18 protein-coding genes are annotated in these 23,301 nt (G+C 37.8%); 10 read left to right on the plus strand and 8 right to left on the minus strand.

Annotated features, from left to right (window positions below; translation table 11 throughout):
- Positions 1 to 28: 28 nt before the first annotated feature.
- The 8 genes from H9D55_RS01140 to H9D55_RS01175 all read left to right on the plus strand — a co-directional run bounded on the left by H9D55_RS01140 (position 29) and on the right by H9D55_RS01175 (position 10,967).
- Entirely contained in the window at positions 29 to 3,259 is a 3,231-nt protein-coding gene (locus tag H9D55_RS01140; protein WP_186076101.1) for a SpaA isopeptide-forming pilin-related protein, read from the plus strand.
- Positions 3,260 to 3,280: 21 nt separating this feature from the next.
- Positions 3,281 to 4,696, plus strand: a complete 1,416-nt coding sequence (locus tag H9D55_RS01145; protein WP_186076103.1) for a SpaH/EbpB family LPXTG-anchored major pilin — start codon at positions 3,281 to 3,283, stop codon at positions 4,694 to 4,696.
- A gap of 84 nt (positions 4,697 to 4,780) precedes the next feature.
- The gene (locus H9D55_RS01150; RefSeq protein WP_186076105.1) at positions 4,781 to 5,638 is read left to right on the plus strand and encodes a class C sortase; all 858 of its coding nucleotides are present in this window, start codon (positions 4,781 to 4,783) and stop codon (positions 5,636 to 5,638) included.
- Complete coding sequence (locus tag H9D55_RS01155; protein WP_186076107.1) at positions 5,631 to 6,482, plus strand: class C sortase; 852 nt, start codon at positions 5,631 to 5,633, stop codon at positions 6,480 to 6,482. Before H9D55_RS01150 ends, H9D55_RS01155 begins: the two co-directional genes overlap by 8 nt.
- A gap of 8 nt (positions 6,483 to 6,490) precedes the next feature.
- Positions 6,491 to 7,351, plus strand: a complete 861-nt coding sequence (locus H9D55_RS01160; RefSeq protein ID WP_186076109.1) for a class C sortase — start codon at positions 6,491 to 6,493, stop codon at positions 7,349 to 7,351.
- 115 nt (positions 7,352 to 7,466) lie between these two features.
- Entirely contained in the window at positions 7,467 to 9,065 is a 1,599-nt protein-coding gene (locus H9D55_RS01165) for an alanine/glycine:cation symporter family protein (protein WP_186076110.1), read from the plus strand.
- A 59-nt stretch (positions 9,066 to 9,124) separates the two neighbouring features.
- The gene (locus H9D55_RS01170; protein ID WP_186076111.1) at positions 9,125 to 9,352 is read left to right on the plus strand and encodes a hypothetical protein; all 228 of its coding nucleotides are present in this window, start codon (positions 9,125 to 9,127) and stop codon (positions 9,350 to 9,352) included.
- Between the two features lie 265 nt (positions 9,353 to 9,617).
- Positions 9,618 to 10,967 (plus strand): IS1096 element passenger TnpR family protein, encoded by a 1,350-nt coding sequence (locus tag H9D55_RS01175; RefSeq protein WP_186076112.1) that lies wholly within the window; start codon positions 9,618 to 9,620, stop codon positions 10,965 to 10,967.
- A 56-nt stretch (positions 10,968 to 11,023) separates the two neighbouring features.
- Here the strand turns inward: H9D55_RS01175 and H9D55_RS01180 are convergent, their stop codons facing one another.
- From H9D55_RS01180 to H9D55_RS01190, 3 genes are all read right to left on the minus strand, one after another.
- Positions 11,024 to 11,845, minus strand: a complete 822-nt coding sequence (locus H9D55_RS01180; RefSeq protein WP_186076113.1) for a hypothetical protein — start codon at positions 11,843 to 11,845, stop codon at positions 11,024 to 11,026.
- Between the two features lie 288 nt (positions 11,846 to 12,133).
- Complete coding sequence (locus H9D55_RS01185; RefSeq protein ID WP_186076114.1) at positions 12,134 to 13,489, minus strand: HAMP domain-containing sensor histidine kinase; 1,356 nt, start codon at positions 13,487 to 13,489, stop codon at positions 12,134 to 12,136.
- Positions 13,482 to 14,144 carry a response regulator transcription factor gene (locus H9D55_RS01190; protein ID WP_186076115.1) on the minus strand — a complete coding sequence of 221 codons (663 nt, stop codon included), beginning with the start codon at positions 14,142 to 14,144 and terminating at the stop codon, positions 13,482 to 13,484. The genes H9D55_RS01185 and H9D55_RS01190 overlap by 8 nt, the downstream gene beginning before the upstream one ends.
- 78 nt (positions 14,145 to 14,222) lie before the next feature.
- Here H9D55_RS01190 and H9D55_RS01195 point away from each other — a divergent pair, with 78 nt between their 5' ends.
- A complete protein-coding gene (locus H9D55_RS01195; protein ID WP_186076116.1) occupies positions 14,223 to 15,245 on the plus strand; it encodes an ABC transporter permease in 1,023 nt (340 codons plus the stop codon).
- Positions 15,245 to 15,916, plus strand: coding sequence for an ABC transporter ATP-binding protein (locus H9D55_RS01200; protein WP_186076308.1), 672 nt, complete (start codon positions 15,245 to 15,247; stop codon positions 15,914 to 15,916). Before H9D55_RS01195 ends, H9D55_RS01200 begins: the two co-directional genes overlap by 1 nt.
- 32 nt (positions 15,917 to 15,948) lie before the next feature.
- Here H9D55_RS01200 and H9D55_RS01205 read toward each other — a convergent pair whose 3' ends face one another.
- From H9D55_RS01205 to fdhF, 5 genes are all read right to left on the minus strand, one after another.
- Complete coding sequence (locus H9D55_RS01205; protein ID WP_186076117.1) at positions 15,949 to 16,467, minus strand: GNAT family N-acetyltransferase; 519 nt, start codon at positions 16,465 to 16,467, stop codon at positions 15,949 to 15,951.
- A gap of 87 nt (positions 16,468 to 16,554) precedes the next feature.
- Positions 16,555 to 17,985, minus strand: a complete 1,431-nt coding sequence (locus H9D55_RS01210) for a YfcC family protein (protein WP_186076118.1) — start codon at positions 17,983 to 17,985, stop codon at positions 16,555 to 16,557.
- Positions 17,978 to 19,141, minus strand: a complete 1,164-nt coding sequence (locus tag H9D55_RS01215) for a M20 family metallopeptidase (protein WP_186076120.1) — start codon at positions 19,139 to 19,141, stop codon at positions 17,978 to 17,980. The genes H9D55_RS01210 and H9D55_RS01215 overlap by 8 nt, the downstream gene beginning before the upstream one ends.
- A 413-nt stretch (positions 19,142 to 19,554) precedes the next feature.
- Entirely contained in the window at positions 19,555 to 20,181 is a 627-nt protein-coding gene (locus tag H9D55_RS01220) for a DUF1641 domain-containing protein (protein ID WP_186076122.1), read from the minus strand.
- Positions 20,181 to 23,147 carry a formate dehydrogenase subunit alpha gene (gene fdhF / locus H9D55_RS01225; RefSeq protein WP_186076124.1) on the minus strand — a complete coding sequence of 989 codons (2,967 nt, stop codon included), beginning with the start codon at positions 23,145 to 23,147 and terminating at the stop codon, positions 20,181 to 20,183. Before fdhF ends, H9D55_RS01220 begins: the two co-directional genes overlap by 1 nt.
- Between the last annotated feature and the right edge of the window lie 154 nt (positions 23,148 to 23,301).

Consider the following 23,301-nt stretch of genomic DNA (forward strand, 5'->3'; position numbering starts at 1 on the left):
TAAAATGTAATAATATAGGAGGTATTTGATGAAATATGCTAAGGTACACTCTATTTTTGTCCTGGTACTATTGCTTAATATGATTATTTTCGAATCATTTTTAAGTATTGCTCGAGCAGATGTTCAAACTCGGTCGTCTAATAATGAGCAGATCATGACCCTTACTGCCAATCAATTAGACCAAAAAACCATTAGTTTTATGGCAGACATTAATATAGATGAACGCTCATTAACCCAAGACACTTTAAAGTTGAGTCTTAAAGGAGACCATGTGTTAAATCTCCAACGTACGCTTGAAAATATTCGTCACAATGGGATTAGTATTACAGAGCACTATAATGATGCGAATGAACGATATTATCTTATAAAAGTTCCAGATAAAGAAAAGCATGTACGAATTGAACTTTTTACTAACATTACAGATACTAACGTTTCAGATTATCATGCAACATTATCAACCACATATAATGGTAGCCGTATTACAGCGAAAGATGCAATTTACCAGTATATTACTATAGACGGAAAGGTAAGTTATCAAAATACTCCGAAAGACTACGAAAAAACTCCGACTAAAATAACATTACTCTCTAATGGAGTACAAGTTCCAAACTCCTATAGAGAACTTCGTGACACAGCTAATTACGAATATACAGAACTACGTAAATTTGATGATAATCTAAACTTAATTCAATATGATATTCAAGTAGAACCCTTACTTAATTACAAAACAGAAGTAGAAGATTATACAATTCTACATCACTTCCAAAGCACAGACATATCTGGCGACATTCATAATACATCTAAAAAAGGATTCACGTTAGATGTACATAACCAAGACAACTCAAAAGTAAAAAGTATTGAGATCTCACCTGATGACACGAATTACACGGTACACGATTTACCTAAATATTCCTCACCAAATATTGAGAATGACTACAAAGTAAGTGTAAATTCAGAAGATGTAGAAGTTGATATAGACGGATACAATCTCAGCATTAGCGATTTAGAGACATCAGAGGAAGAGGGTGAGTCTGAACAATCACCTGAAAGTGCTGAAGATGGTAGTGAAGAAAAAGAGAACGAAACAGATTCAGCTAATGAAGAGGAAGAAGTAGACACGCCTAAAGACGAATTAGAAGATGAACTTTCTCCTGAAAGTACTGATGAGATTCCAAAAGATGTGATCGATTCTGAAGAGCCACCGAGTTATGAGGATTATCGTGCGCCTCAATATCCAGCGTTATCAACTCAAACCATGATGGGTTACAGTCAACGATCACTTTCAGCATTAACTCAGCCTGAGAATACTCACGTAGGTAGTATCACAAGTATGAGTTGGAATGTTGAAGGATTACACAGAAACAGAGTCCCCCAGCCAGTTGAGTATGAAGAAGGATATTTATCAAAAACTGGCGAGGCAGTAGAAAACGACTTAAATACTTATACCGTGAATGTTAAGACACAAGGGAAAAAAATAGAGAAAAAAGAGCCACTAGACATCGTACTAGTTGTAGACAATTCAGGGAGTATGGCGGGCCCTAGATGGAGGGATATGAAACGTGACTTGACCACTTTTGTCACAAATGCGACTCGGGAAAATAGCACTAACCCAAATGCACAAGTTCGATTTGCGGTAGTCAATTTCGCAACAAACATCTTATCCGGCAATACAACCTATAGTAATAATGCCGCGACAATTATGAGTAGAATTCCTGCAACTCCGTCAGGTGGAACGAATACGCAACTCGGTTTACGTGAAGGAGAAGAGATATTAAAAAACTCTACTGCTGCAAATAAAATGATGATCGTTATCACGGATGGTGCACCAACATATAGTTATAGAGCTCGAAACGCTACAGGAGAAGAGAGTCTAAGTAATTTTAATTATAATCAAAGATTAGGGACAGGAAGTAGCTTCCTTTTTGGGGGATATAGTGTAGATGGAGTAAATGTAAGTAACCATGGACAAGCAGTTATCTCCGAGGCGAAGCGTATACAAAATGATCATCCAAGTGTACCAATTATTACAATAGGTTTGGACACTGCTCAGGGATCTAGTGGCGCGAGTAATGCACAAATGGATAACGTGTTAAAGAAAATTGCGTCAGACCCGTCATATTCTTTCAATACGAGTAATGCCTCATCCGAATTACAATCGGTATTGGAAGAAATTACTAAAATAACATTGAATAGTATTAGAAGTGGACAAATTAACGACCCCATTGGTGGCATGTTTGATCTAGATTTAGGTAGCAATAATGTGTTCGATGCATCTGATTATGTGTTGACTGCATCCAGTCCAGAAAAACTAAACTCAGTACAAGTGAGTTATAATAATGCAACTCGAACGATTCAGTTAAATGGACTAAATTTAGGTGAAAATGATTGGGTAAACATTAGTTATAAAGTGAAATTGAGGACGGATTCGCCCAATTTTGAATCAAATGTTTTCTACCCAATGAACGGTACAACTACATTAAAACCGACACAAGGTTCCAGCCAATTAAGAGAGTATCCTGTACCTGAAGCGAAAGGGTACTTTGTAGAATTCGAAAAGTTGGATGCGAAGACCAATGAGAAAATTGAGGGTGCGGAGTTTACGTTATCTGGAAACAACCAAACCGTGACCTCAATATATCAAAATGGTAATGTGCGCTTTAATAATTTAAGACCAGGCGTTTATATATTAAAAGAAAAAACAGCACCTACAGGCTATATACTAGATACAAAAGAATATTCTTTAAAGTTGCTAGATAATGGAAGTTATATAGTAGGTGACGTGATTTATTCGATGCCGAATAATCTCTATCAATTCAAAAATATACCCACAACGTACCAGTTTGAGTTCAAAAAAGTAAATGATTTAAATGAAGGTTTAAGTGGAGCTGAGTTTAAACTTACAAATAAGGAAGCTGCGACGATGACTCAGAATGTTACTTCGAACAACGTAGGACAAGTTATATTTAACGATCTGATACCAGGTAAATATACGCTTACGGAAGTAAAAGCACCAAGTGGTTATAGAAAAATTGATTATAAATATGAAGTCGAAATACTCATTGATGGATCTATAAAAATTTGGTCATACGAAACAGGTGAACCTGTGGAATTGTCAGGTGAAGATATTACCGACTTTAAGGTACTCAACGATACTCAAGAGCTTCCGAATACTGGCGGTCTTGGTACAATATGGATTTTTGGTTTAGGAATCATGATAATTACTTACGTACTTTATAAAAGACGTAGGAGTTATAAATAAAAATTAAAGGAGAATAAGATTATGTCAAAAACATTTAAGAGACTCTCACAACTGATTGTGCTGACTATGCTTTTCAGTATAGTAATGCCATTTACACAAACGGCTTCCGCTGAAACAAACGGTGTGACAGATTTAACAATTCACAAAATCACAGGTAATGAGGTTAGAGAAACAACGTTTGAAGAGTTAACAGGAAGTGCTGCACCTGACGGAGAACCGATCTCAAATATTACATTTACTTATTGGTCAGTGACTGCAGAACAATTGGCAACTATGAAATCAGATCCAGGAAGTTATGACTCAGTAGAAAAAGCTTCTAAATATTTAGGAGTTGAAGGAACAGCAACTAGTCCAACAGATGCATCAGGTAAAACTACTGTTTCAGGATTAGTAGAAGGGTTTTACTGGTTTGTAGAAAATGGTTCGACAGCTGTAAAAGAATCACATGCTGTGCCATTTGGATTAGCACTGCCACTTACTAACGAGGCAGGAACTGGATTTATAGGAAATCTACACGTGTATCCTAAAAATATTCTAGAAGATACACCAACAGTGGACAAAGATGTTGAGGAAGAAGGCACGAAAGAGGCTTCGTTTAATATCGGAGATTCGTTTAACTGGATTATTAAACCTTCCATTGTTAAAGGTATTGAAGAGTATAAGACTTTTATTGTTACTGATAAATTAGATTCACAACTAACTTATAAAAGTTTAAGTGTTGAATTAAATGGAATGACTATGGAAGAAGGCACTGACTATACATTAGAGGTCGATGGACAAAATGTAAAAGTTATGTTTGAACAAGCTGGTCTTAATAAGCTGGCTAACGCAGGTGTCGACGGTCAACTACGTATTTACTTAGAAGCAGTAATCAATGATACCGCAGTAATAGGTAAAGATATTGAAAACAATGCGATGCTAGAATTTGATAATAACCACGGAGTTACTGGTGAAGTTGATGTGGATACACCACCTACAGTAGCAACTGGTGGTAAGAAGTTCATGAAAGTGAATGCGTCTGAAGAAGCACTTAAAGATGCTGAGTTTGTTATTAAAAATAGTGCCGGAGAATACTTAGCTGAAAACTTAACTTGGGTAGCTGATAAATCTCAAGCTAAAGTTTTAGTTTCGGATGATACAGGTGCGTTTGAAATAACGGGGCTTGCATATGGAGAATATACATTAGTTGAAACTAAAGCACCAGGCGGGTACGCACTACCAACTACCCCTGAAACGTCATTTACTGTAGATGCGAACTCTTACTGGGCTGATCCAACAGCTCTTGAATTAGTAGCCGCAGACGCAATGAATATTTTAAACAAGAAACAAGATTTACCGATGACAGGTGGTACAGGTACTGTGATATTTACAGTTGTCGGTTTACTACTTATGTTTGCTGCATTTATGATGTTACGTCGCAGAAACATGGCAGAATAGATTTATAGTGACATAGAGATATACTATACTTTAAAAGTAGGTATATCTCTACTTTTTTATTAAATGTATCTGAGGGTGTGTATTATGAAAAAACAAGGGAAACTGAACATAATGAACATGGTGATAGCGCTGGTTTTTATTATTGGTTTTATGATACTCATATATCCAATGATTTCAGCGGTTTATTATGATTATGATGCATCCCAAGACATAGATACCTTTAATAAAGAGGTTGAGTCAATAGAAGCAAAAGAGATTAATAAGAGAATTGAACAAGCACAAGCGTATAATGCAAGTTTATCCTATGATGAAACACTACAAGATTTTTATACTGAAAAAGAATTAGAAGTAGGTAAACATATGTACGCACAAATGCTTGAAGTCAATGAGATGATAGGTACAATAGAAATCCCCTCTATTCATCAGGAGTTGCCGGTATACGCAGGAACGAATGAAGAAGTATTACAAAAAGGAATCGGACACCTAGAACGTACGTCACTGCCTGTTGGAGGTAATAATACAAATACAGTATTAACTGGACACAGGGGACTACCTAATAAAAAGTTATTTACGGACTTACCAAAAGTAAAAATTGGAGATATGATTTACTTTAAAAATATTAAAGAAATCATTGCGTATAAAGTTTATGACATTAAAACGGTACTTCCACATCAAACCGAGGTCCTAAACTTACAAGAAGATAAAGATCTGATGACCTTAATTACGTGTACGCCTTATATGGTTAATAGTCATCGATTAATCGTAACAGCAGAACGTGTACCTTATACACCAGAAATTGAAACACTCCACGAAGAGGAACAAAGTCCATGGTGGTATAGATTCTTAAAAGTATATAAATATTATGTAATTGGTATTGGAATTACACTCTTACTCTGGATAATTTATAAAATAACTAGAAAGAGACGTCAGGGTTATGAATAGAATTACGCTTGCAACGTTACTTTTTTTAGTTGGACTTCTAGTTGTTACTTATCCATTGGTGTCTAAAGTGTATTATAACTATCGTGTGTCTGAGATATCCAGTGAGATTACAGAGGGATTCCAAGTGAGTGAATCTGCTCAAATTAACCAATACAATCAATTTGTAAGACAAAATAATGAACTCAATCATTCAAATGAAACTCAAAGTATAGAAGAACCACCGGTACAATCATTTGAAGTAGAAGAACCGTCATTACCTGATGATGCTGATTTTACTGATGCGATAGCCACAATAGAAATTCCTACATTGGATATTCACTATCCTATATATGCAGATGCAACGCTTGAAAACATGGAGCGTGGTGCTGGGCATGTTTCAGGAACAAGTTATCCTGTAGGAGGAAATAACACAAACAGTGCGATAGCTGCTCACTCCTATTCACCTTATGTGGAATGGTTTACGAATATCGATAAACTTAAAAAAGGTGACGAAATTATTATTAATAACTATAAAGAAACCCTGCATTATAGAGTGACAGGTGGAGAAATCGTATGGCCCAATCAAACCGAGGTACTGCGGATTCGTGAAAATAAAGATATGATCACTTTGATTACCTGTACAGTAGATGCAGAAAAAAGGATCATTGTTTATGCAGAACGTTCTGATGAAACAGGTGAGAAAATTTCACCGCCAGACAACGAACCTCTAGCGACTACATTCGAGAAAAATGAAATTGACTTTTTAGACAGATTAAAAGTTCTATCAGAATCCTGGATACTGATACTGTTGATTAATGTACTGGGTATATTATTCATTCTACGTGTAAAGCAACTGAAAAAGTAGGTATACTTATGACACAAAAAACAAGTAAATGGCAAACACTTAAATTTATATTATTTTTATCTGTTGGATTCGGTATTTTACTTTATCCGTTAATTACTGCGGTTTATTATGATTATCAGAGCACAACTGAAGTAAAACAGTATAAATCAGAAACAAAAACAATGGAAGAGTTAAAACTAGAAGAACGTATTAAACAGGCGAAAGCATATAATGCCACACTATCAGAAAATGAAACTTTACTTGATTTTTTTACAGCGGATGACATAAAAAAAGGCGAAGATTTATATGCGGATATGCTAAAAGTGAATGAAATGATTGGAACCATTCGAATTCCAAGAATCCATCAAGAACTACCTGTATATGCTGGTACAAAAGAGACAGTACTGCAAAAAGGCATTGGACATCTAGAACGGACATCTCTTCCAGTAGGGGGTGAGTCGTCTCATTCAGTTGTCACAGGGCACAGAGGATTACCGGATAAGAAGCTATTTACAGATTTGCCAAAAGTAAAAAAAGGTGATTTAATCTTTTTTACAAATATGAAAGAGACTTTAGCTTATAAAGTCTTTGAAATACGTGAAGTGACTCCTGATCAGACTGAAGTGTTAAATATTAGAGAAGGCAAAGATTTGCTTACGCTAATTACTTGTACACCGTACATGATTAATTCGCATCGTCTTATTGTTACTGCCGAGCGAATTCCTTATTCCGAAGAATTGGTAGAAGTTACTAATAAAGATCATCCAGGATGGAAGAGATTTATTTCTGTATATCAGAATTACTTGATTGGCACAGTTATATTTATAACGATACTTATTCTCTACCATATTTGGCGTTCAAGAAGTATAAAAAATCAGCAGAACAAATAATCAATGTATTAAATGGATATCACTTTATATTTAAACAACATTGAAAACGCATTCATGATGGTATATAATTAAATCAATAAATTTGTTATATTATTCAGAAAAGTAGGTGTGTTCAATGTTTAATGAACTTGTAGGATTTCTAAATGATTTGGTTTGGAGTAAACCTTTAGTATACGGGCTATTAGCAACAGGTATTATTTTCTCGCTCATGCTAAGATTTTCCCAAGTCAGACACATCAAAGAAATGATTCGACTTATGTTCCAAGGTGAGAAATCACCAAAAGGTATTTCTTCTTTCCAAGCAATTGCGCTTTCGCTTGCTGGGCGTGTAGGTACAGGTAACATCGTCGGAGTTTCTACAGCGATTTTCATCGGGGGTCCTGGTGCGTTATTCTGGATGTGGGCAACTGCATTCCTAGGTGCATCAACTGCATTTATAGAATCCACCCTCGGTCAGATTTACAAGCGCGAAGAACGTGGAGAGTACCGTGGGGGACCTGCATACTATATGGAATATGGTATCAAGGGCGGTATTGGTAAAGTTTTAGGTATCGCGTTCGCAATTATCACAATTATTTCAATGGGTTTACTATTACCAGGAGTACAATCCAACGCGATTGCTTCAGGCTTCCATAACGCATGGGGCATACCATATTGGGTAGTTGGTGTAGTTCTTGCAATCCTATTAGCGTTAATTGTATTTGGTGGCCTTAAATCTATCGCAAAAGTAGCGACGGCAATCGTACCATTTATGGCAATATTATACATAATCATGGCGATTGTAGTGATTGTTATGAATATTAAAGAAGTGCCAGATCTATTTGTTTTAATCTTTAAATCTGCATTTAACTTAGAAGCATCATTTGGTGGTATATTAGGTGCAATGATTGAAATTGGTGTAAAACGTGGGCTGTATTCAAACGAAGCAGGTCAAGGGACTGGTCCTCACGCAGCTGCAGCAGCTGAGGTTTCTCACCCTGCGAAGCAAGGACTTGTACAGTCATTCTCAGTATATATTGACACATTATTTGTATGTACTGCGACAGGTTTAATCATACTTTTATCTGGAACGTATAACACAACGAACGGCGAAGTTGATGGAAACGGCATGCCGAGCTTACTGTATAACGGAGATGTCTATGTACAAAGTGTAGATGGAACAAAAGACTACTCAGGTACTGCAATGTACGTTCAAGCCGGTATAGACAAAGCATTTGCAGGTGCTGATTACGTATTTGACCCAGCATACTCTGGCTTTGGTTCATACTTCGTTGCAATCGCATTATTCTTCTTTGCTTTTACAACGATTTTAGCATATTCTTACATGGGAGAAACGAACGTTGCTTATCTGACGCGAAACATGTCAGCATCAACGAGTAAGATATTCATGAATATCATGCGTACGATGTTAATTTTTGCAACTGTTTTTGGTACAATCCGTACAGCAGAACTCGCATGGGACCTTGGGGATCTCGGTGTAGGTGCGATGGCATGGCTAAATATTATTGGTATTTGGATTCTGTTTAAGCCAGCAGTTGCTGCACTGAAAGACTACGAAAAACAGATGAAAGAAAAAGGTTCTGGGAAATATGCACTATTTACACCAGATCCGAAGGTACTACCAGAAGCAAAATTCTGGCTTGAAGATTATCCGGATCGACTCAGAGAAACAGGAGAAATCGACTCATTTAATCCAAGTTACGACAAGAAATAAAGTTAAGAAACCGGACCATACTTCATTGTATGGACCGGTCTCTTTTTTAAGGAGCGTTTATGAATAATAAAATTATTGAAGGAGATGGCCATAGAGGCGGTCAATCATTTTTAGCAAACCTAATCAGAATTGTCGTGTTTGTTGTACTGTGGAACCTGTTATTAAATTCAGACTTTTTAAATGAAGCGTCGACGATTGTGAAACTCGTTTGCGTCATTGTATTTATAATCGTATTAGAAATGATTATTCGCTTGATTTATCATACCTTTGAAGATAAAAATAAGTGATCATTTTTGAATTTTTACGCGCTGAATATAATATTCAGTGCGTGTTTTTATCTGCAATCACATCAAAACTTAATTATGAATTTACATCTCGGACTTTTTAAATCACAGAGTCGGTGTAAGTATCTTCACTAACGATTTTAAGTATCGCACCATATGCGCTTTACTCATTAAAATTACGCCAATATATTGAGATTATTTTTCCCTTTACTAGTGAAATTAGCAAGAAACAAGTAATATAGAGATAAGAGTTACGCGGGGGAATTTTATGGAACTAAGAGAATTTTATTCGATATATATGGGAGAGGATGCACTATTACGCGCAACGCTCATCCATTCACGTGATTTTTTAACAATTGACGACTATATTGATTTTAAATTAGATGACTTTGAAGATGAAAACCAATTCAATAAAATGGTGGATGTCTTGTCTATGGCAGAGGCGAAACGTATTCATGATTTAGTAGACGAAGACCCAGATAACAATGTGTATCACGTAAAAAATAAATCTCATTATGGCACGCTTTATGACTTTCAGTATATGTTGGAAGAAGACAGGAACAGTTACGTGATCCACAGAGATGTCGTGCACGCGATCGACCAAGCACTTTTAAACAGAGGCATCATGAGTCCTTATAACATGCGCATCGGGCATGATGAATCGCTAGAGCCTGAAGAAATTTCAAAACTTAGCAATATGTATACGGGTCCAATTTACTGGCTATACGACAATCTAACATCAACGCAACTAAAAAAAATTATAAGTACACTTGGTATCACTCACTACGGAAAGTACAAAGATGATTTTCTAAAAGCTGTCATTTCGTATATCACGGCACCGGGTCACTTACCTCATGTCCTTGAACACTTGAGCTACAAGGACCTCACGCATATCGAAGAAATGATCCGCGACAATTATAACGTTTTCGAGCGCAAGCCGCGATGGAGCGTCGCAGAAAAAATCGGGCTACTCGTCAAAGTACATCCGGATTATTTAGTTATGCACCAAGATGTCTTAGAAGCACTTCGCACAATCGATTTTAAAAAGATTGAAACACGCGAACAAGAAGATGCGAACTATAACGCGTATCACATCCACGCCACTATAGAAGGAAAAAGAGAAATCAAGAGAGATATAGTCATTCCAGTTAGACTTAATTTTTATGAACTGATGTACATATTGAAAGAATCTTTTTTATGGACAAACGGCACGAATTCAAAAATCAAAATCGGCGGATATGAAATCTACGAAAAAGAGGGGACTTTGTCTGCAAACATCGTTCAGGTAGACCACCTTTTCAATAAGTATCAATCGTTTAAGTTTTACTATGATAGTGATGACAATTATGAGGTGAACGTCTCACTCATTGGTACTCGCATCGTTGACCGCGAAGTTCCAAAAGTCACAGAATACAGAGGACCGATTCCAATTGAAAATATCGGTGGAATCGAAAAGCTAAATGATGCACTCGAAGTTTTAGAAGATGAAACGCACATCGATTACGCACGTACTTACAATAAAGCACGATCTGAAAATTATCGCGAAAGATTCCCAATCACTGCAATTAATAAAAACTTATCGCGTAAATTCATGATAAGAAGACCAATGACAGAGTAAAAAATAAGACTTAAGTGGTGCTCCTGAACTAAAAATCAGGCAAAACCCTCTAAGTCTTATTTTTTCATTTTATATACACATTGGTTAAAGAATTCAGATTTGTCGAGCGTTTTAAATAAATCTGACGTATAAATATCTCTCGCACGAATATTTAAAAATACTTCTTCAATCTCCCCACGCATCGAGCGTAGTGAAGCCAATAGAGATGACACAACGCGTTCCTTCGACTCTAAACTATCGTAAAAAACGTGGCCAATATCTACTTCGTACATCACTTTATAAAGAAACGCATATCCACGAATAGTCTTTGTTGGATAAAGAGCCACGGAATTTAACATGTCTAGGTCATTCGCTAATTGAGCTTCCCAGTATGAATAGGGAAGCTTGTTTTTATCTTCAATATTAAAGTTTGATTCATACACTTCCATGGCTTTTTTAATTAAAGGTTCCTTGTTATATGCGGTCACAGGATAATAATTCATCAGGGCATGAGTCTTTGTCTGACGCTCCAAATAATGAATAAGCGTATCAATTTCAATCGAGCCAAAGTAGTTTTTGTAGGCGAGTTCAAAGTTGAAATCCGAGATGATGCGCACCAACCGTGGATCATATGTATCGATCAAATAAATGTCATCTTTGATATTATTTTTCATTAACTCTTGAAGCAACTTACTGATCATAAAATAAGGTACAGGCCATTCAGTTCGAACCGTAGAAAGGTCGGTCATCGAGGTTGTATCGATCACTCTTAGTATGTATGAGTTGCCATATTCACGCTCGCGATGCGCGCGAAGCAGGACAACGATCTTATTGTCTTTTTTTAATTGATATGTGTAATAGCCATTTTTTTCATTACTTAAATCGACAATGGTATACATAACAGACGCCCCCTCTAAATTTAGAATATACTACATTCCGAATACCGTAAATAGAAACATTTTTCTGACGTTTTAAACATATTTATCATAAAGAATCTTAAACGAATAACAAGATGAAAAGGGGGATAGTTATAATGTGACCTAAGGAAATTAAACGAGAGGTTAGAAGAGAAAAATCATCCTATGAGTTATCTTCCATGAATAACGTTTTGATTGCTTATTCTAAGAGTGTTTTTTGAAAAAAACTGTTTCCTAGTGCATCAGGAAACAGTTCAATCCAAATTGTATTTAACTGATATGAGGTATCTTCATCGTCACAACCGTGCCTTCTTTTTCTTTCGACCACACATCTATCGTGCCATCATGTAGATCTATTATTTCTTGTACAATCGACATGCCGAGGCCATTCGATGGTATGTGGTCTTCTTTTTGATTGGCTTTGTAAAAACGCTCAAATAGGTGTCTGCGCATCTCTTCTGACATACCTTTACCGTTATCGCGTACCTTTATTTCCACGTATTTGCCAATTTGCTTCAATGAAATGTTCATTTCTCCTCCTTCATAAGAGAACTTGATGGCATTGTTCACAATGTTTGACAGCGCCGTATACAGTAAGTTTTCGTTCCCATATAACTCAATGTCATTCACATCCGTCACCAAGAAGATATCCTTCTGGTCAAGTAGATAACTGTACGTATACACGAGATCCTTTATAAACGCCTTCGCACCAAATGGTTCTTTCTCCAGAGTCTGCTCCGACTGTTCTATGCTCGCGAGCAATAAAAGTTGCTTCGTCAAGTTCGACAGTCGTGTCGACTGATGCTCCATAGACTCGATATAGGACAAATCACCTGTTTCTTTCATCCGTTCAAGTAAAAGTAACAAATTCGAGATTGGCGACTGAATTTCATGAGACACGTTCGCCACGAATCGTTCGTTCATTTCTTGGTGCTGTTTGATGGACTCGCTCATTGCTTGCATTTCGCGTGCGAGCGTTCCAATTTCGTCTCGCCTCACCACAGATTGGCTCACATCGTAGTTCCCTTTTTGGATTTCACGTGTTTGTTCCGACAATCTTACCACTGGTAATGTCACGAGTTTTGAAGATAAAAACACGAAAACGATTGAGAAAACAACGACCAAGATAAGCAGCACCGCAAGGAATACTCTGAATTCACCCATCGAATTCCCGACATCAGGTCGTAAGTATACCTCATATGTCTCGTCATTTATCGTCATCTTTGTACCAACTGTATTTTTCGTTTCATTATCAAAAAAACCAGTTATAAATAAATTAAACTCTCGATCAGCAATCCCGTGATAAATTGAATCGTCAGATTCCAATGTACCAAGCGGCACGTTATCTTTTCTAAATGGTGTACCGTAATATTTTTTCTCTCCATCTTTTACCGTGAGCACCTGGAAATTTAAGCTCGCTATTTCCGAAAACATTTCGACAGCATCAATATTATGGGTTTCGGCAAAATCTTTTTGTTCCAGCAAAATCTTTGTTACGCGCGCGTCATTCTTGGGCTTTTCAGTGTAGTGATAGTACACATTCGTTAAGATGAACCCAAGCAAACTACTGAGTGTCATCATTAGAAGTGTAGCAATAATAAATCGAGTCGATAATTTTTTATACATCGGACACCTTGTATCCCACACCGCGCACTGTATCGATTTCTATTCCTGAGTTGACCTGTGTTAATCTTTTACGAATTCGTTTTATGTGTACATCGACTGTGCGCTCGTCTCCGTCGAAATCATATCCCCAAACTGTTTCAATTAACTGATCACGTGTTAGTACATTCGGATAATTTTTAATGAGTGTATTCAATAATTCAAATTCTTTTCTTGGGAAATACATCTCTTGACCATCGACCTCAACCGCGTACTCCGACTCAATCACAGTAACATTCCCAAGTTCCAACAAATCGCGTGAACCATATCTTGCAAGCACCGCATTGATTCTAAATAATAACTCTTCCATCTCAAATGGCTTCGTTACATAATCATCCGTCCCTGCTTCGAAGGCTTGTCTTTTGTCGTTTAAAGCACTGCGAGCCGTCAGCATGATTACAGGAATTTCATACTCATCCTTGATGCGGGCACACAAGTCGAAACCGTTCATGCCAGGCATCGTCACGTCGATAATCGCAAGGTCAATCATCATTTCTTCTAAAACGTTGATTGCATCCATTGCATTAACCGCCGTATGTGTCTCATAAAACTTACTTACACCGTGCGCAACCATTTCACGTAACGCTTGTTCATCATCCACAATTAATAAATGTCGCATAATTTCCTCCATTCATATTCTGTTCACATTAAATTCTTATACTTATAGATAGTTAATAAGACAAAGGAGACTTTTTTTATGAATATCGCATTTAAAGAACTTAAATATTATAAGTTTAAATATCTACTTATCGGACTAATTCTGTTCCTACTTGCGTTCTTAGTCATGTTTGTTTCTAGTTTAGCACAAGGGTTAGGTAAAGATAACATTTCAATGATTGAGAACCTAAATGGTGATCACATCTTAGTGCACGAAGAAGCCGACAATCAAATTAACCAATCGGTTTTAGAAGATAAAGATACAAAATTAGCCGAAGATAACGGCTACCACTTCGTCAGTATGAAGATGCTACGTATCCAAGAGGCGAGCGCAATTCAACTCTTATACAGTGACGACGCTGTGAACTATTTAGTAGTTGAAGGTCACGAACCAAAGTCAGACAACGAAATTTTACTTGATGAAACATTATCAAAAACATACGCAATCGGCGATACAATCCAAGCGCGTGATTACGATGATGTGGCCTATGAAGTCAGTGGATTCGTAGAAAAATCAATGTACGCTCATACATCAATCGGTTTTGTAACCAAAGAGGGTTACAAAAAAGTTGATGAGAACGTGACACCAACATTCGCCGTTGGAGATAAAAAAATCGAAACACCAAAACACATCGACCGAATTACAAAACAGGACGCAATGAATGGTATCCCAAGTTTCCAAGCAGAGCAGTTACCACTAAACTTAATGGTCGTATTCTTATTTGTAATTTCAGCGATTGTAATTAGCGCGTTCTTCTACGTGATTACAATTCAGAAAACAAAAGAATACGGTATTCTAAAAGCAATCGGTACAACAAGTGGCAAGATGATTACGTCAATTATAGTAGTAGTCATGACGATTGTGATTTTATCAACAGTAATCGCAATTGGACTTACATTCGTAATTGGACAATTCTTACCCGTAACCATGCCATTTTTCATTAACGAAAACCTAGTATTACTTTTATTTGGATCATTCGTCGGAGTATCACTTATCGGAGCGTTACTCTCAGTATTCAAAGTTATTCGAATCGACCCATTGAGTGCTATTGGAGGAGAATAATTATGCTAGAACTTAAAAATATAAATAAAGCGTTTGGTAAAGATGATAATAGAACTGAAATATTAGAAGACGTGAATTTAAAAGTGAGAAGAGGAGAGCTTGTTGTTCTTTATGGGCCATCTGGATCTGGTAAGAGTACATTACTATCCATTATCGGAGCGTTACTTGAACCTTCTGCAGGAGAAATCATGATGGAGGATGAAAACTGGACGCATCTTTCAAACAGTGAGATGACGATGCTCCGTCAGAAGGAAATTGGTTTTATCTTCCAACAATCACATCTGTTACCCTATTTAAAAGTTATAGATCAGCTTGTTTATGTAGGCACTTTGGCAGATATGAAGAAAAAAGAAGCAAAAAGGCGTGCTCAGAACTTACTGACAACATTTGGCTTAGAGCACCGTTTGAATAACTATCCGAAATCATTGTCAGGTGGGGAGCAACAGCGTGTTGCGATTGCACGTGCGTTTATGAACCATCCATCATTGATTTTAGCAGATGAACCGACAGCGAGTCTCGACTTTGAACGTGCGATTCAAGTAGTAGAAAAAATTCAGAGTACAGTAAGAGAAATGAATACAATGTGCATTATGATTACGCACGACACACGCATTTTCGAGTACGCAGATAGGGTGTATGAGCTAAAAGGCGGAAGACTTGAAGCCGCATAATAAATCAATACGAAAACGAAAGATCCAAAGACCTAAAATCGGTCTTTGGGTCTTTCGTTATTTATGAAGAAACGTTTTGTAACTTTTCCGTCATGCCCGTAGTCTTTAGATTCAACCCCACCAGCATTCAGAATGATTTTCTTTGATGCGTAGTTGTCCTCATCGCAAGTAAGTAATACTTCAAATACATTATGCGAATTTAAATACTTGAGTGCCTCTCGCACCATGAAGTTTCCATATCCGTTGCCTCTATAACTCGGATTTACACCGTATCCAATGTGTCCACCAATTTTCTCCAGATGTGTGTTTAGTTTAAATCTAATATTTACAGAACCGAGAATTTCATCATCATGAAACAAAAATAGTGTCATTGCAGGTATCCAATGTGCATCCTTCGTAGTTTTATCAAGTGCTAAGATTGTTATCATCTCTTCGAATGATTCATATCTCGACGGGGTGTTATTGCTTGGAACGATTTTTTCATCGCTCCAATCTTTAATATACTTACGAAACCTATCTTCATCTAAAATCGTGAGCTCTCTTAAAATCATAAAGACTCCTCCAATCTCTTATTTTTATTATAAAGATTAAAACAGAAAACCTGAAATCATTGATATGATTTCAGGTTAAAATGACGTTTATGATATCCATACAAATAGGTGGGCAATCGTTACAAAGATTGCACCGAGCGTGTATTGTATTAATAGTAATGGCAGGATGAATTTTGCCCACTTGAGCCAAGGAATACGTGCGATTGCTAGACTCGCCATCAGTACGCCTGAAGTTGGTGTAATTGCGTTTGAAATTCCATCACCAAGTTGGTATGCGAGAACGGCTGTCTGTCTGGATACACCAGTTAAGTCAGCGATTGGTGTCATAACAGGCATCGAAAGAGCCGCTTGTCCACTTCCTGATGGCACTAAGAAATTAATGGCACTCTGAACCGCAAACATTCCCATCGCAGATAGTAGCGATGGCAGTTGGTTAATAGTGTTTGCCAAGAAGTTTAGAATTGTATCAATCGTCATGCTTTCTTCTAACACAACAAGTATCCCGTACGCGAAACCAACGATTAATGCACCAGTCGCAAGGTCTTTACACCCTTCAATAAATCCATCAGAAATCTCGTTTACGGATAAGTTACCAATAAATCCAATCACAATCCCTGAGAGTAGGAAGAGTGACGCAATTTCCATGATGTACCAATCATATCTCGTAACTCCGACTGCCAGCCCAACAATTGTTAATACAAATACTCCGATTATGAGCTTCTGACGTAACGAGAATATTTTTTCATCCGAAGATTTATAGTCACTCTCATACTGTGCGACTGCTACTTTATCAATTAAATCAAGGTCTTTATCCGTGTTATTCTTCGCTTTATTTGCCTGATACATCACCCAAAGAATCGTGACACCGACCATCACAATCCACATGAGGATACGGTAACCTTTACCACTGAAGAGTGGAAGTTCGGCAATCCCTTGAGCTACTCCTACAGTGAACGGGTTAAAGAATGCTGCCGTGAATCCGGAAGTCGATCCGAGAATTACAATCGCAGCACCAATCATCGAGTTGTAACCTATACGAATCGCGAGTGGCACGATAATAAATAGGAAAGGAATCGTCTCCTCACTCATACCAAATGTCGCACCACCAAGTGCGAAGAACAACATAATAATCGGAATGAGGAGCCATTTACGATTTTCCATCTTGTAAACAAGCGCTTCAAGTCCGTTTTCAATTGCTTCCGTTTTAGCGAGAATACCGAACGCACCACCAACAATAAAAATAAAGAAGATAATAGGTGCGCCAGCTTCCATACCTTTAAACACAGATTCAAAAATGTTAAAGAACGAAAGACGTGTGCCTTCAACTGTTTCATAAGTACCTTCAACAACGAGTGTCCGTGTCGTACCGTTAATGACTTTCTCCACACGTTCAAAAGAACCAGAAGGTATAAAGTAACTCAATAATGTAGTGAGTACGATGAGTCCGAACAAAAGAGCAAATACGTTTGGAAACTCCCACTTTTTCTTTTTGATTTTTATATTCGGTTCACTACTCATTGGACTTCGCCTCCTTAAATGCTTGTTGCACTGCGTCAAAAGCCTCTTTGTTGTCTAATAGTTCGTAGCCAGTATTTGCGAGTGCGAGCACCGCATCTTGAAGTGCTTGGAAACCGTCCTTAGTGATTGTCTGCTCTCTAAACTCATTTGTATGGAATTTAACTCCAGGACAATTCATACCGACATAAGGGTGCAAAGCAGGTATTACTTGAGATACATCGCCGATATCCGCACTGCCAGTTGATTTCGTTTTAGGCTTAACAGGATGTGGGCTTACAGCTTTAAGATGTTTCGTGAAGAGCTGTGACAGCGGATCATTGTGTACCATATTGTCGTAGGAAAGCTCATAATTCGAAATCTCTACTGAAGCACCAGTCATGAGTGCCGCACCTTTAGCGATATTCTCAACCCTTTCTACAACGGTGTCTAAGTACTCACGTTCACTTGCACGAATATAAAACTGTGCTGTTGCATGATCAGGAGTTACGTTTGCTGCATCTCCACCGTTAGTGATTATACCGTGAATACGTACGTCATCTTTTAAATGTTCACGTAGAGCGTTGATACCATTAAAGAGATGTATCACACCATCAAGCGCATTAATACCTTCATCTGGCGCACCAGCAGCGTGACTTGCTTTACCATAAAAGTCATACTGAATTGCATCCATTGCAAGCATGGGACCACTTTCTGAAGACTCGTCCGCAGGGTGTACCATAAGTGCAACATCCACGTCGTCAAAAACTCCTTCTTTGGCCATTGGTACTTTCGCACCGTTCGTCTCTTCGGCAGGTGTACCAATCACCATCACACGACCACCGAGATCACCGAGATGCTCACTTAACAAGATTCCAGCACCAACCGCCATGTTACCAATTAAGTTATGGCCACACGCATGACCAAGTCCAGCTAATGCATCATACTCTGCAAGGTATGCGATCGTAGGACCAGGCTTTTTACTATCGTATACAGCCTTGAATGCAGTTGGACGACCTACAATGTTTACTTCCACTTCAAAGTCATACTTCTCCAGCTCAGAAACGAGCATTTTCATAGACTCGAACTCTTCATCACCAAGTTCAGGGTTGTTATACATGTCAATCGCGTTTTGTTCTAAAGTTTCTTTGATTTTTTCATAATCATCTATTCTTAACATTATTATGCACCTCTTCGTATATTAATAAATATAAATAATACTGTATTTTTTTTCATCCGTCAACAAGCTAAAATTTAATTTTATTTATTTAAGCGAAAATAATATAATGAAACATTTGAGGATGAGAACTTGTGTTATTAACATGATTTGGAATACTCGTTGGTGCCTTTTTAGCGACTCAAACCGCTGTAAATTAACACCTGAAGAGTTATTTATCATGAATATTTTTGGCGTCGTTTATTTCCTTTACGATAGGTACGGGACAGACAGTTGTTATAACACTAATTGGTATGATGATCGGAAGTACAGTGATTCAGCAATATTTAATTCTTACTTCATCTCAACTTATCATAGATAAAATACTCAAAATGATAAAAAAAATAAACCAGAGCATGCGCTCTGGTTTAAAAAATTTATTTTCTTAGGAACAGTGCTCCTACAGTAATTACTGCAGCTCCTGCTAATCCTAAATATTTTATGCCGTTGCTAGAAGATGATGGAGACGTAGGATAGTTTTGCATTTTACGTATTTCTCCAGCGTCTGTATGGACTGCATCTTTTATACCTTGTTCTTCTTTTAACTGATCTACTGGTGTACCAAAACCTTTTACAAAATTCAGTAGATAGTTCATACCCTCAATAAATTCTGGACTTATTAGAGTTTTGAAAAGTCCTGCGACGCCAGTTCTTTCTTCCTTAGCCAATAGTCCTTTATTCACTTTAAGAATTATAGGTTCAATGTCTTCAAAGTTAAACTTTGCTAATCCTTGAACGAGAAGTAGTGCATTTCGGATTGACTTATCTGTTTCTGTTTCACCTAGTGCTTTTAACACACGCGTCAGGATCTGGTCACTATGTGCCAGTCCTGCGTTCGCTGCGTTTAATACTTCGTGTTCCTCTAGTTGATCAAGTAAACGGAACAAGTTGTTTAAAGTATCTTTGTGGGCAATCAGTTGATCTTCAAGTTCACGTAATTCCTTTCTACGTACTTCTTCAGGATCAACTTCCATGCGTCTAATTTTAGTAGTAGCTTTAGCCATTACTTGTCACCTCTTCTTTCTCTAACCACGTCACCTGGGAACACATAGTCTTCGCGAGCCCATTTCGCTTCAACGTTTACGCCGTTTTGTGGAACACGGTTACCGTAACGGAAGTTGTGTGCTGGAAGTGGTGACTTACCACCGCGTTCTAATACAACCATTTTAGCTTTTGTTTCTTTGTAAGCTGGTGTTGAAGTATCTTTATCCGCAATTGAACTTGATAGTAGGTTAATTGCACCGTCACCTGAATCGTTCATTGGTAAGTATACTTCTTTACCATATACCCGATCGGTTACAATTGTACGTACTTCAACTTTACCGTATGGTGATTGAAGTCTTACGAGAGAACCGTCGCGAAGTTTACGTTCTTCAGCTAATTCATGTGATACTTCTAAGAATACTTCAGGTGTTTCACGAGTGAGTCCTTCTGATTTATACGTCATGTTACCTTCATGGAAGTGCTCTAAGAGACGTCCGTTGTTTACATGAATATCGTATTCTTCAGCGTATTCAGTTGGTTCAGTCCAGTCAACAGGGTAAAAACGTGCTTTCTTATCATCAAATGGGAAACCATCTGTGAATAGAAGTGGACTATCTTTACCATCGCGTTCAACTGGCCACTGTAAGCTATTGTAACCTTCAAGTCTGTCATAGCTAACCCCAGCGTATAAAGGAGTTAAGTCTGCGACTTCATCCATTATTTCACTTGGATGTGTGTAATTCCAGTTTGCTCCCATAAGGTTTGCAATTTCCTGAATGATGACCCAGTCTGGTTTAGTTCCTTCTAGTGGATCCATAACTTGATATAGTCGTTGAATACGACGTTCTGTGTTCGTGAATGTACCTGTTTTTTCAAAGCTTGGAGCTGCAGGTAGTACTACATCTGCATATTCACAAGTTTTAGAGAAGAATATATCTTGAACTACCATAAATTGTAATTTTTCGAATCCTTCACGTACATAGTTGACGTTGGAGTCTACTACTCCCATATCTTCACCTTTCAAGTAAAGCACATCAAGTTCACCAGCGTGCATCGCATCAACCATTTCGTGGTTGTTTTGACCTTTCTTAGCGTTCAGTTTAGTCCCCCAGTACTCTTCAAATTTAGCACGAGTTTCGTCGTCTGCAACGAATTGATATCCACTAAATCTGTCTGGCATACTTCCCATGTCAGACGCACCTTGGACGTTGTTGTGTCCACGTAATGGGTACGCACCAGCGTTAGGTTTCATATAGTTACCAGTAGCAAGTAATAAGTTAGAAATAGCTGTAGATGAGTCAGAACCACCACGTTGTTGAGTAATCCCCATCGCCCACATGATTACTGTAGACTCAGCTTCGTTAATCATTGTTGCAACGTTGATCATTTCTTCTTTAGATAGACCAGTGTGTTTTTCCGCATATTCTAATGTATATTTCTCTAGGCCTTTAACGAGTGCATCAAAGTCATTGACGTGCTCTTCAATGAACGCTTTGTCATGCCAGTCGTTATCAATAATATATTTAGTTACTGCGTTTAACCAAACGAGGTCAGAGCTTGGGTTTGGACGAATGAATAGGTCCGCACGTTCAGCTAATTCGTGTTTACGTAAGTCAGAAACGATTACTTTAGAACCGCGTAACTTTTGAGCACTCTTAACTCGAGTTGCGATAACAGGATGTGCTTCAGCTGTGTTTGTACCAATACCGATAATGAGTTCTGCATTCGCAATATCAGTGATTGAACCAGAGTCACCACCATATCCAACTGTTCTCCAAAGCCCCATCGTTGCAGGAGACTGACAGTATCTTGAACAGTTATCTACGTTGTTTGTACCAACAACTGCGCGAGCAAGCTTTTGCATTAAGAAAGATTCTTCGTTTGTACATTTAGAAGAAGATATAAATGCAAGACGGTCTGCACCGCGTTTTTCTTTAGTTTCATTGAACTTTCTCACGATGAGCTCATATGCTTCTTCCCAAGTCGACTCCCTGAATTCGTTACCATCACGAATTAATGGCTTAGTTAGGCGCTCTCCTGAGTTAACAAAATCCCAGCCGAATTTACCTTTCACACATGTAGAAATTTGGTTTGCTGGTGCGTCTGAGCTTGGCTCTACTTTCAGAACGTCACGGCCTTTAGTCCATACATCGAATGAACATCCTACACCGCAATATGTACATACTGTTTTTGTTTTCTTGATGCGGTCTTCGCGCATTTCAGCTTCTACGTCAGAAATTGCCATTAATGGTGTATATCCAGTTTCAACCGATTTTGTTACTTCAACAGCAGGGCGGAAAGCATCTCTTAACATACCAGTTAAGAATCCAGCTTCACCTTCCATGTTTACTTCCATCATTGCGTTACATGGACACACAGTTGAACAGTGTCCACAGTTAACACATGAAGATTCATCAATTAGAGTAGAACCGTCTCCATCCCAGATAACGCGTGGACGTTCTAATGTCCAGTCAATCAATAATGTTTCGTTTACTTGTACGTTTTGACATGCTTCAACACAACGTCCACAAAGGATACATTGATCTGGGTCATATCGATAAAACGAACCACGGTTTACAGGCGCACCCTTCGATGTTTGAGCCGTAGCCTGGTGATCGATCTGTAACTCTTTCACCGTATTATGAATTGTACAGTTACCATTGTTGAAATCACATACTGTACAGTATAGTTCGTGATTTGCTAACACACGGTCCATTGCAATCATTTGTGATTCAAATACTTCGCTTCCTCCTGTTTTAACTACATCTCCGTCTTTTAGTGTAGTAGAACATGAACGAACGAGTTCGCCGTTAACTTCGACGATACACGCATCACATGTTTCTATTGCACCAAGGTCAGGATGATAACAGAGCGCAGGAACTTGGATTCCCTTCCATTTTAGGTAGTCTAAAAGATTCCCTTTGCTCGGCACTTCCATTGGTTGACCATTTAAGGTGATATTTACACTTGTCAATACATTCGACATATATACAAGACCCCTTTCAAGGATTCTAAAACTTCATACTTATACCTATTATCGAATGAATTAGAAAGAAAATCAATGATAACACAGAAAAAATGAAGCGTTTTCTTAAAACAAGTTTGGAAATATTCTGAAAGTTTTATTTGTAGTGAAAGAT

This window comes from Phocicoccus pinnipedialis, assembly GCF_903994035.1.
GTDB classification, from domain to species: domain Bacteria; phylum Bacillota; class Bacilli; order Staphylococcales; family Salinicoccaceae; genus Phocicoccus; species Phocicoccus pinnipedialis.

Excerpts from the sequence above, each read along its gene's own strand:
- H9D55_RS01140 (WP_186076101.1), top strand. The coding sequence starts at position 29 with ATGAAATATGCTAAGGTACACTCTATTTTTGTCCTGGTACTATTGCTT.
- H9D55_RS01145 (WP_186076103.1), top strand. The coding sequence starts at position 3,281 with ATGTCAAAAACATTTAAGAGACTCTCACAACTGATTGTGCTGACTATG.
- H9D55_RS01150 (WP_186076105.1), top strand. The coding sequence starts at position 4,781 with ATGAAAAAACAAGGGAAACTGAACATAATGAACATGGTGATAGCGCTG.
- H9D55_RS01155 (WP_186076107.1), top strand. The coding sequence starts at position 5,631 with ATGAATAGAATTACGCTTGCAACGTTACTTTTTTTAGTTGGACTTCTA.
- H9D55_RS01160 (WP_186076109.1), top strand. The coding sequence starts at position 6,491 with ATGACACAAAAAACAAGTAAATGGCAAACACTTAAATTTATATTATTT.
- H9D55_RS01165 (WP_186076110.1), top strand. The coding sequence starts at position 7,467 with ATGTTTAATGAACTTGTAGGATTTCTAAATGATTTGGTTTGGAGTAAA.
- H9D55_RS01170 (WP_186076111.1), top strand. The coding sequence starts at position 9,125 with ATGAATAATAAAATTATTGAAGGAGATGGCCATAGAGGCGGTCAATCA.
- H9D55_RS01175 (WP_186076112.1), top strand. The coding sequence starts at position 9,618 with ATGGAACTAAGAGAATTTTATTCGATATATATGGGAGAGGATGCACTA.
- H9D55_RS01180 (WP_186076113.1), bottom strand. The coding sequence starts at position 11,845 with ATGTATACCATTGTCGATTTAAGTAATGAAAAAAATGGCTATTACACA.
- H9D55_RS01185 (WP_186076114.1), bottom strand. The coding sequence starts at position 13,489 with ATGTATAAAAAATTATCGACTCGATTTATTATTGCTACACTTCTAATG.
- H9D55_RS01190 (WP_186076115.1), bottom strand. The coding sequence starts at position 14,144 with ATGCGACATTTATTAATTGTGGATGATGAACAAGCGTTACGTGAAATG.
- H9D55_RS01195 (WP_186076116.1), top strand. The coding sequence starts at position 14,223 with ATGAATATCGCATTTAAAGAACTTAAATATTATAAGTTTAAATATCTA.
- H9D55_RS01205 (WP_186076117.1), bottom strand. The coding sequence starts at position 16,467 with ATGATTTTAAGAGAGCTCACGATTTTAGATGAAGATAGGTTTCGTAAG.
- H9D55_RS01210 (WP_186076118.1), bottom strand. The coding sequence starts at position 17,985 with ATGAGTAGTGAACCGAATATAAAAATCAAAAAGAAAAAGTGGGAGTTT.
- H9D55_RS01215 (WP_186076120.1), bottom strand. The coding sequence starts at position 19,141 with ATGTTAAGAATAGATGATTATGAAAAAATCAAAGAAACTTTAGAACAA.
- H9D55_RS01220 (WP_186076122.1), bottom strand. The coding sequence starts at position 20,181 with ATGGCTAAAGCTACTACTAAAATTAGACGCATGGAAGTTGATCCTGAA.
- fdhF (WP_186076124.1), bottom strand. The coding sequence starts at position 23,147 with ATGTCGAATGTATTGACAAGTGTAAATATCACCTTAAATGGTCAACCA.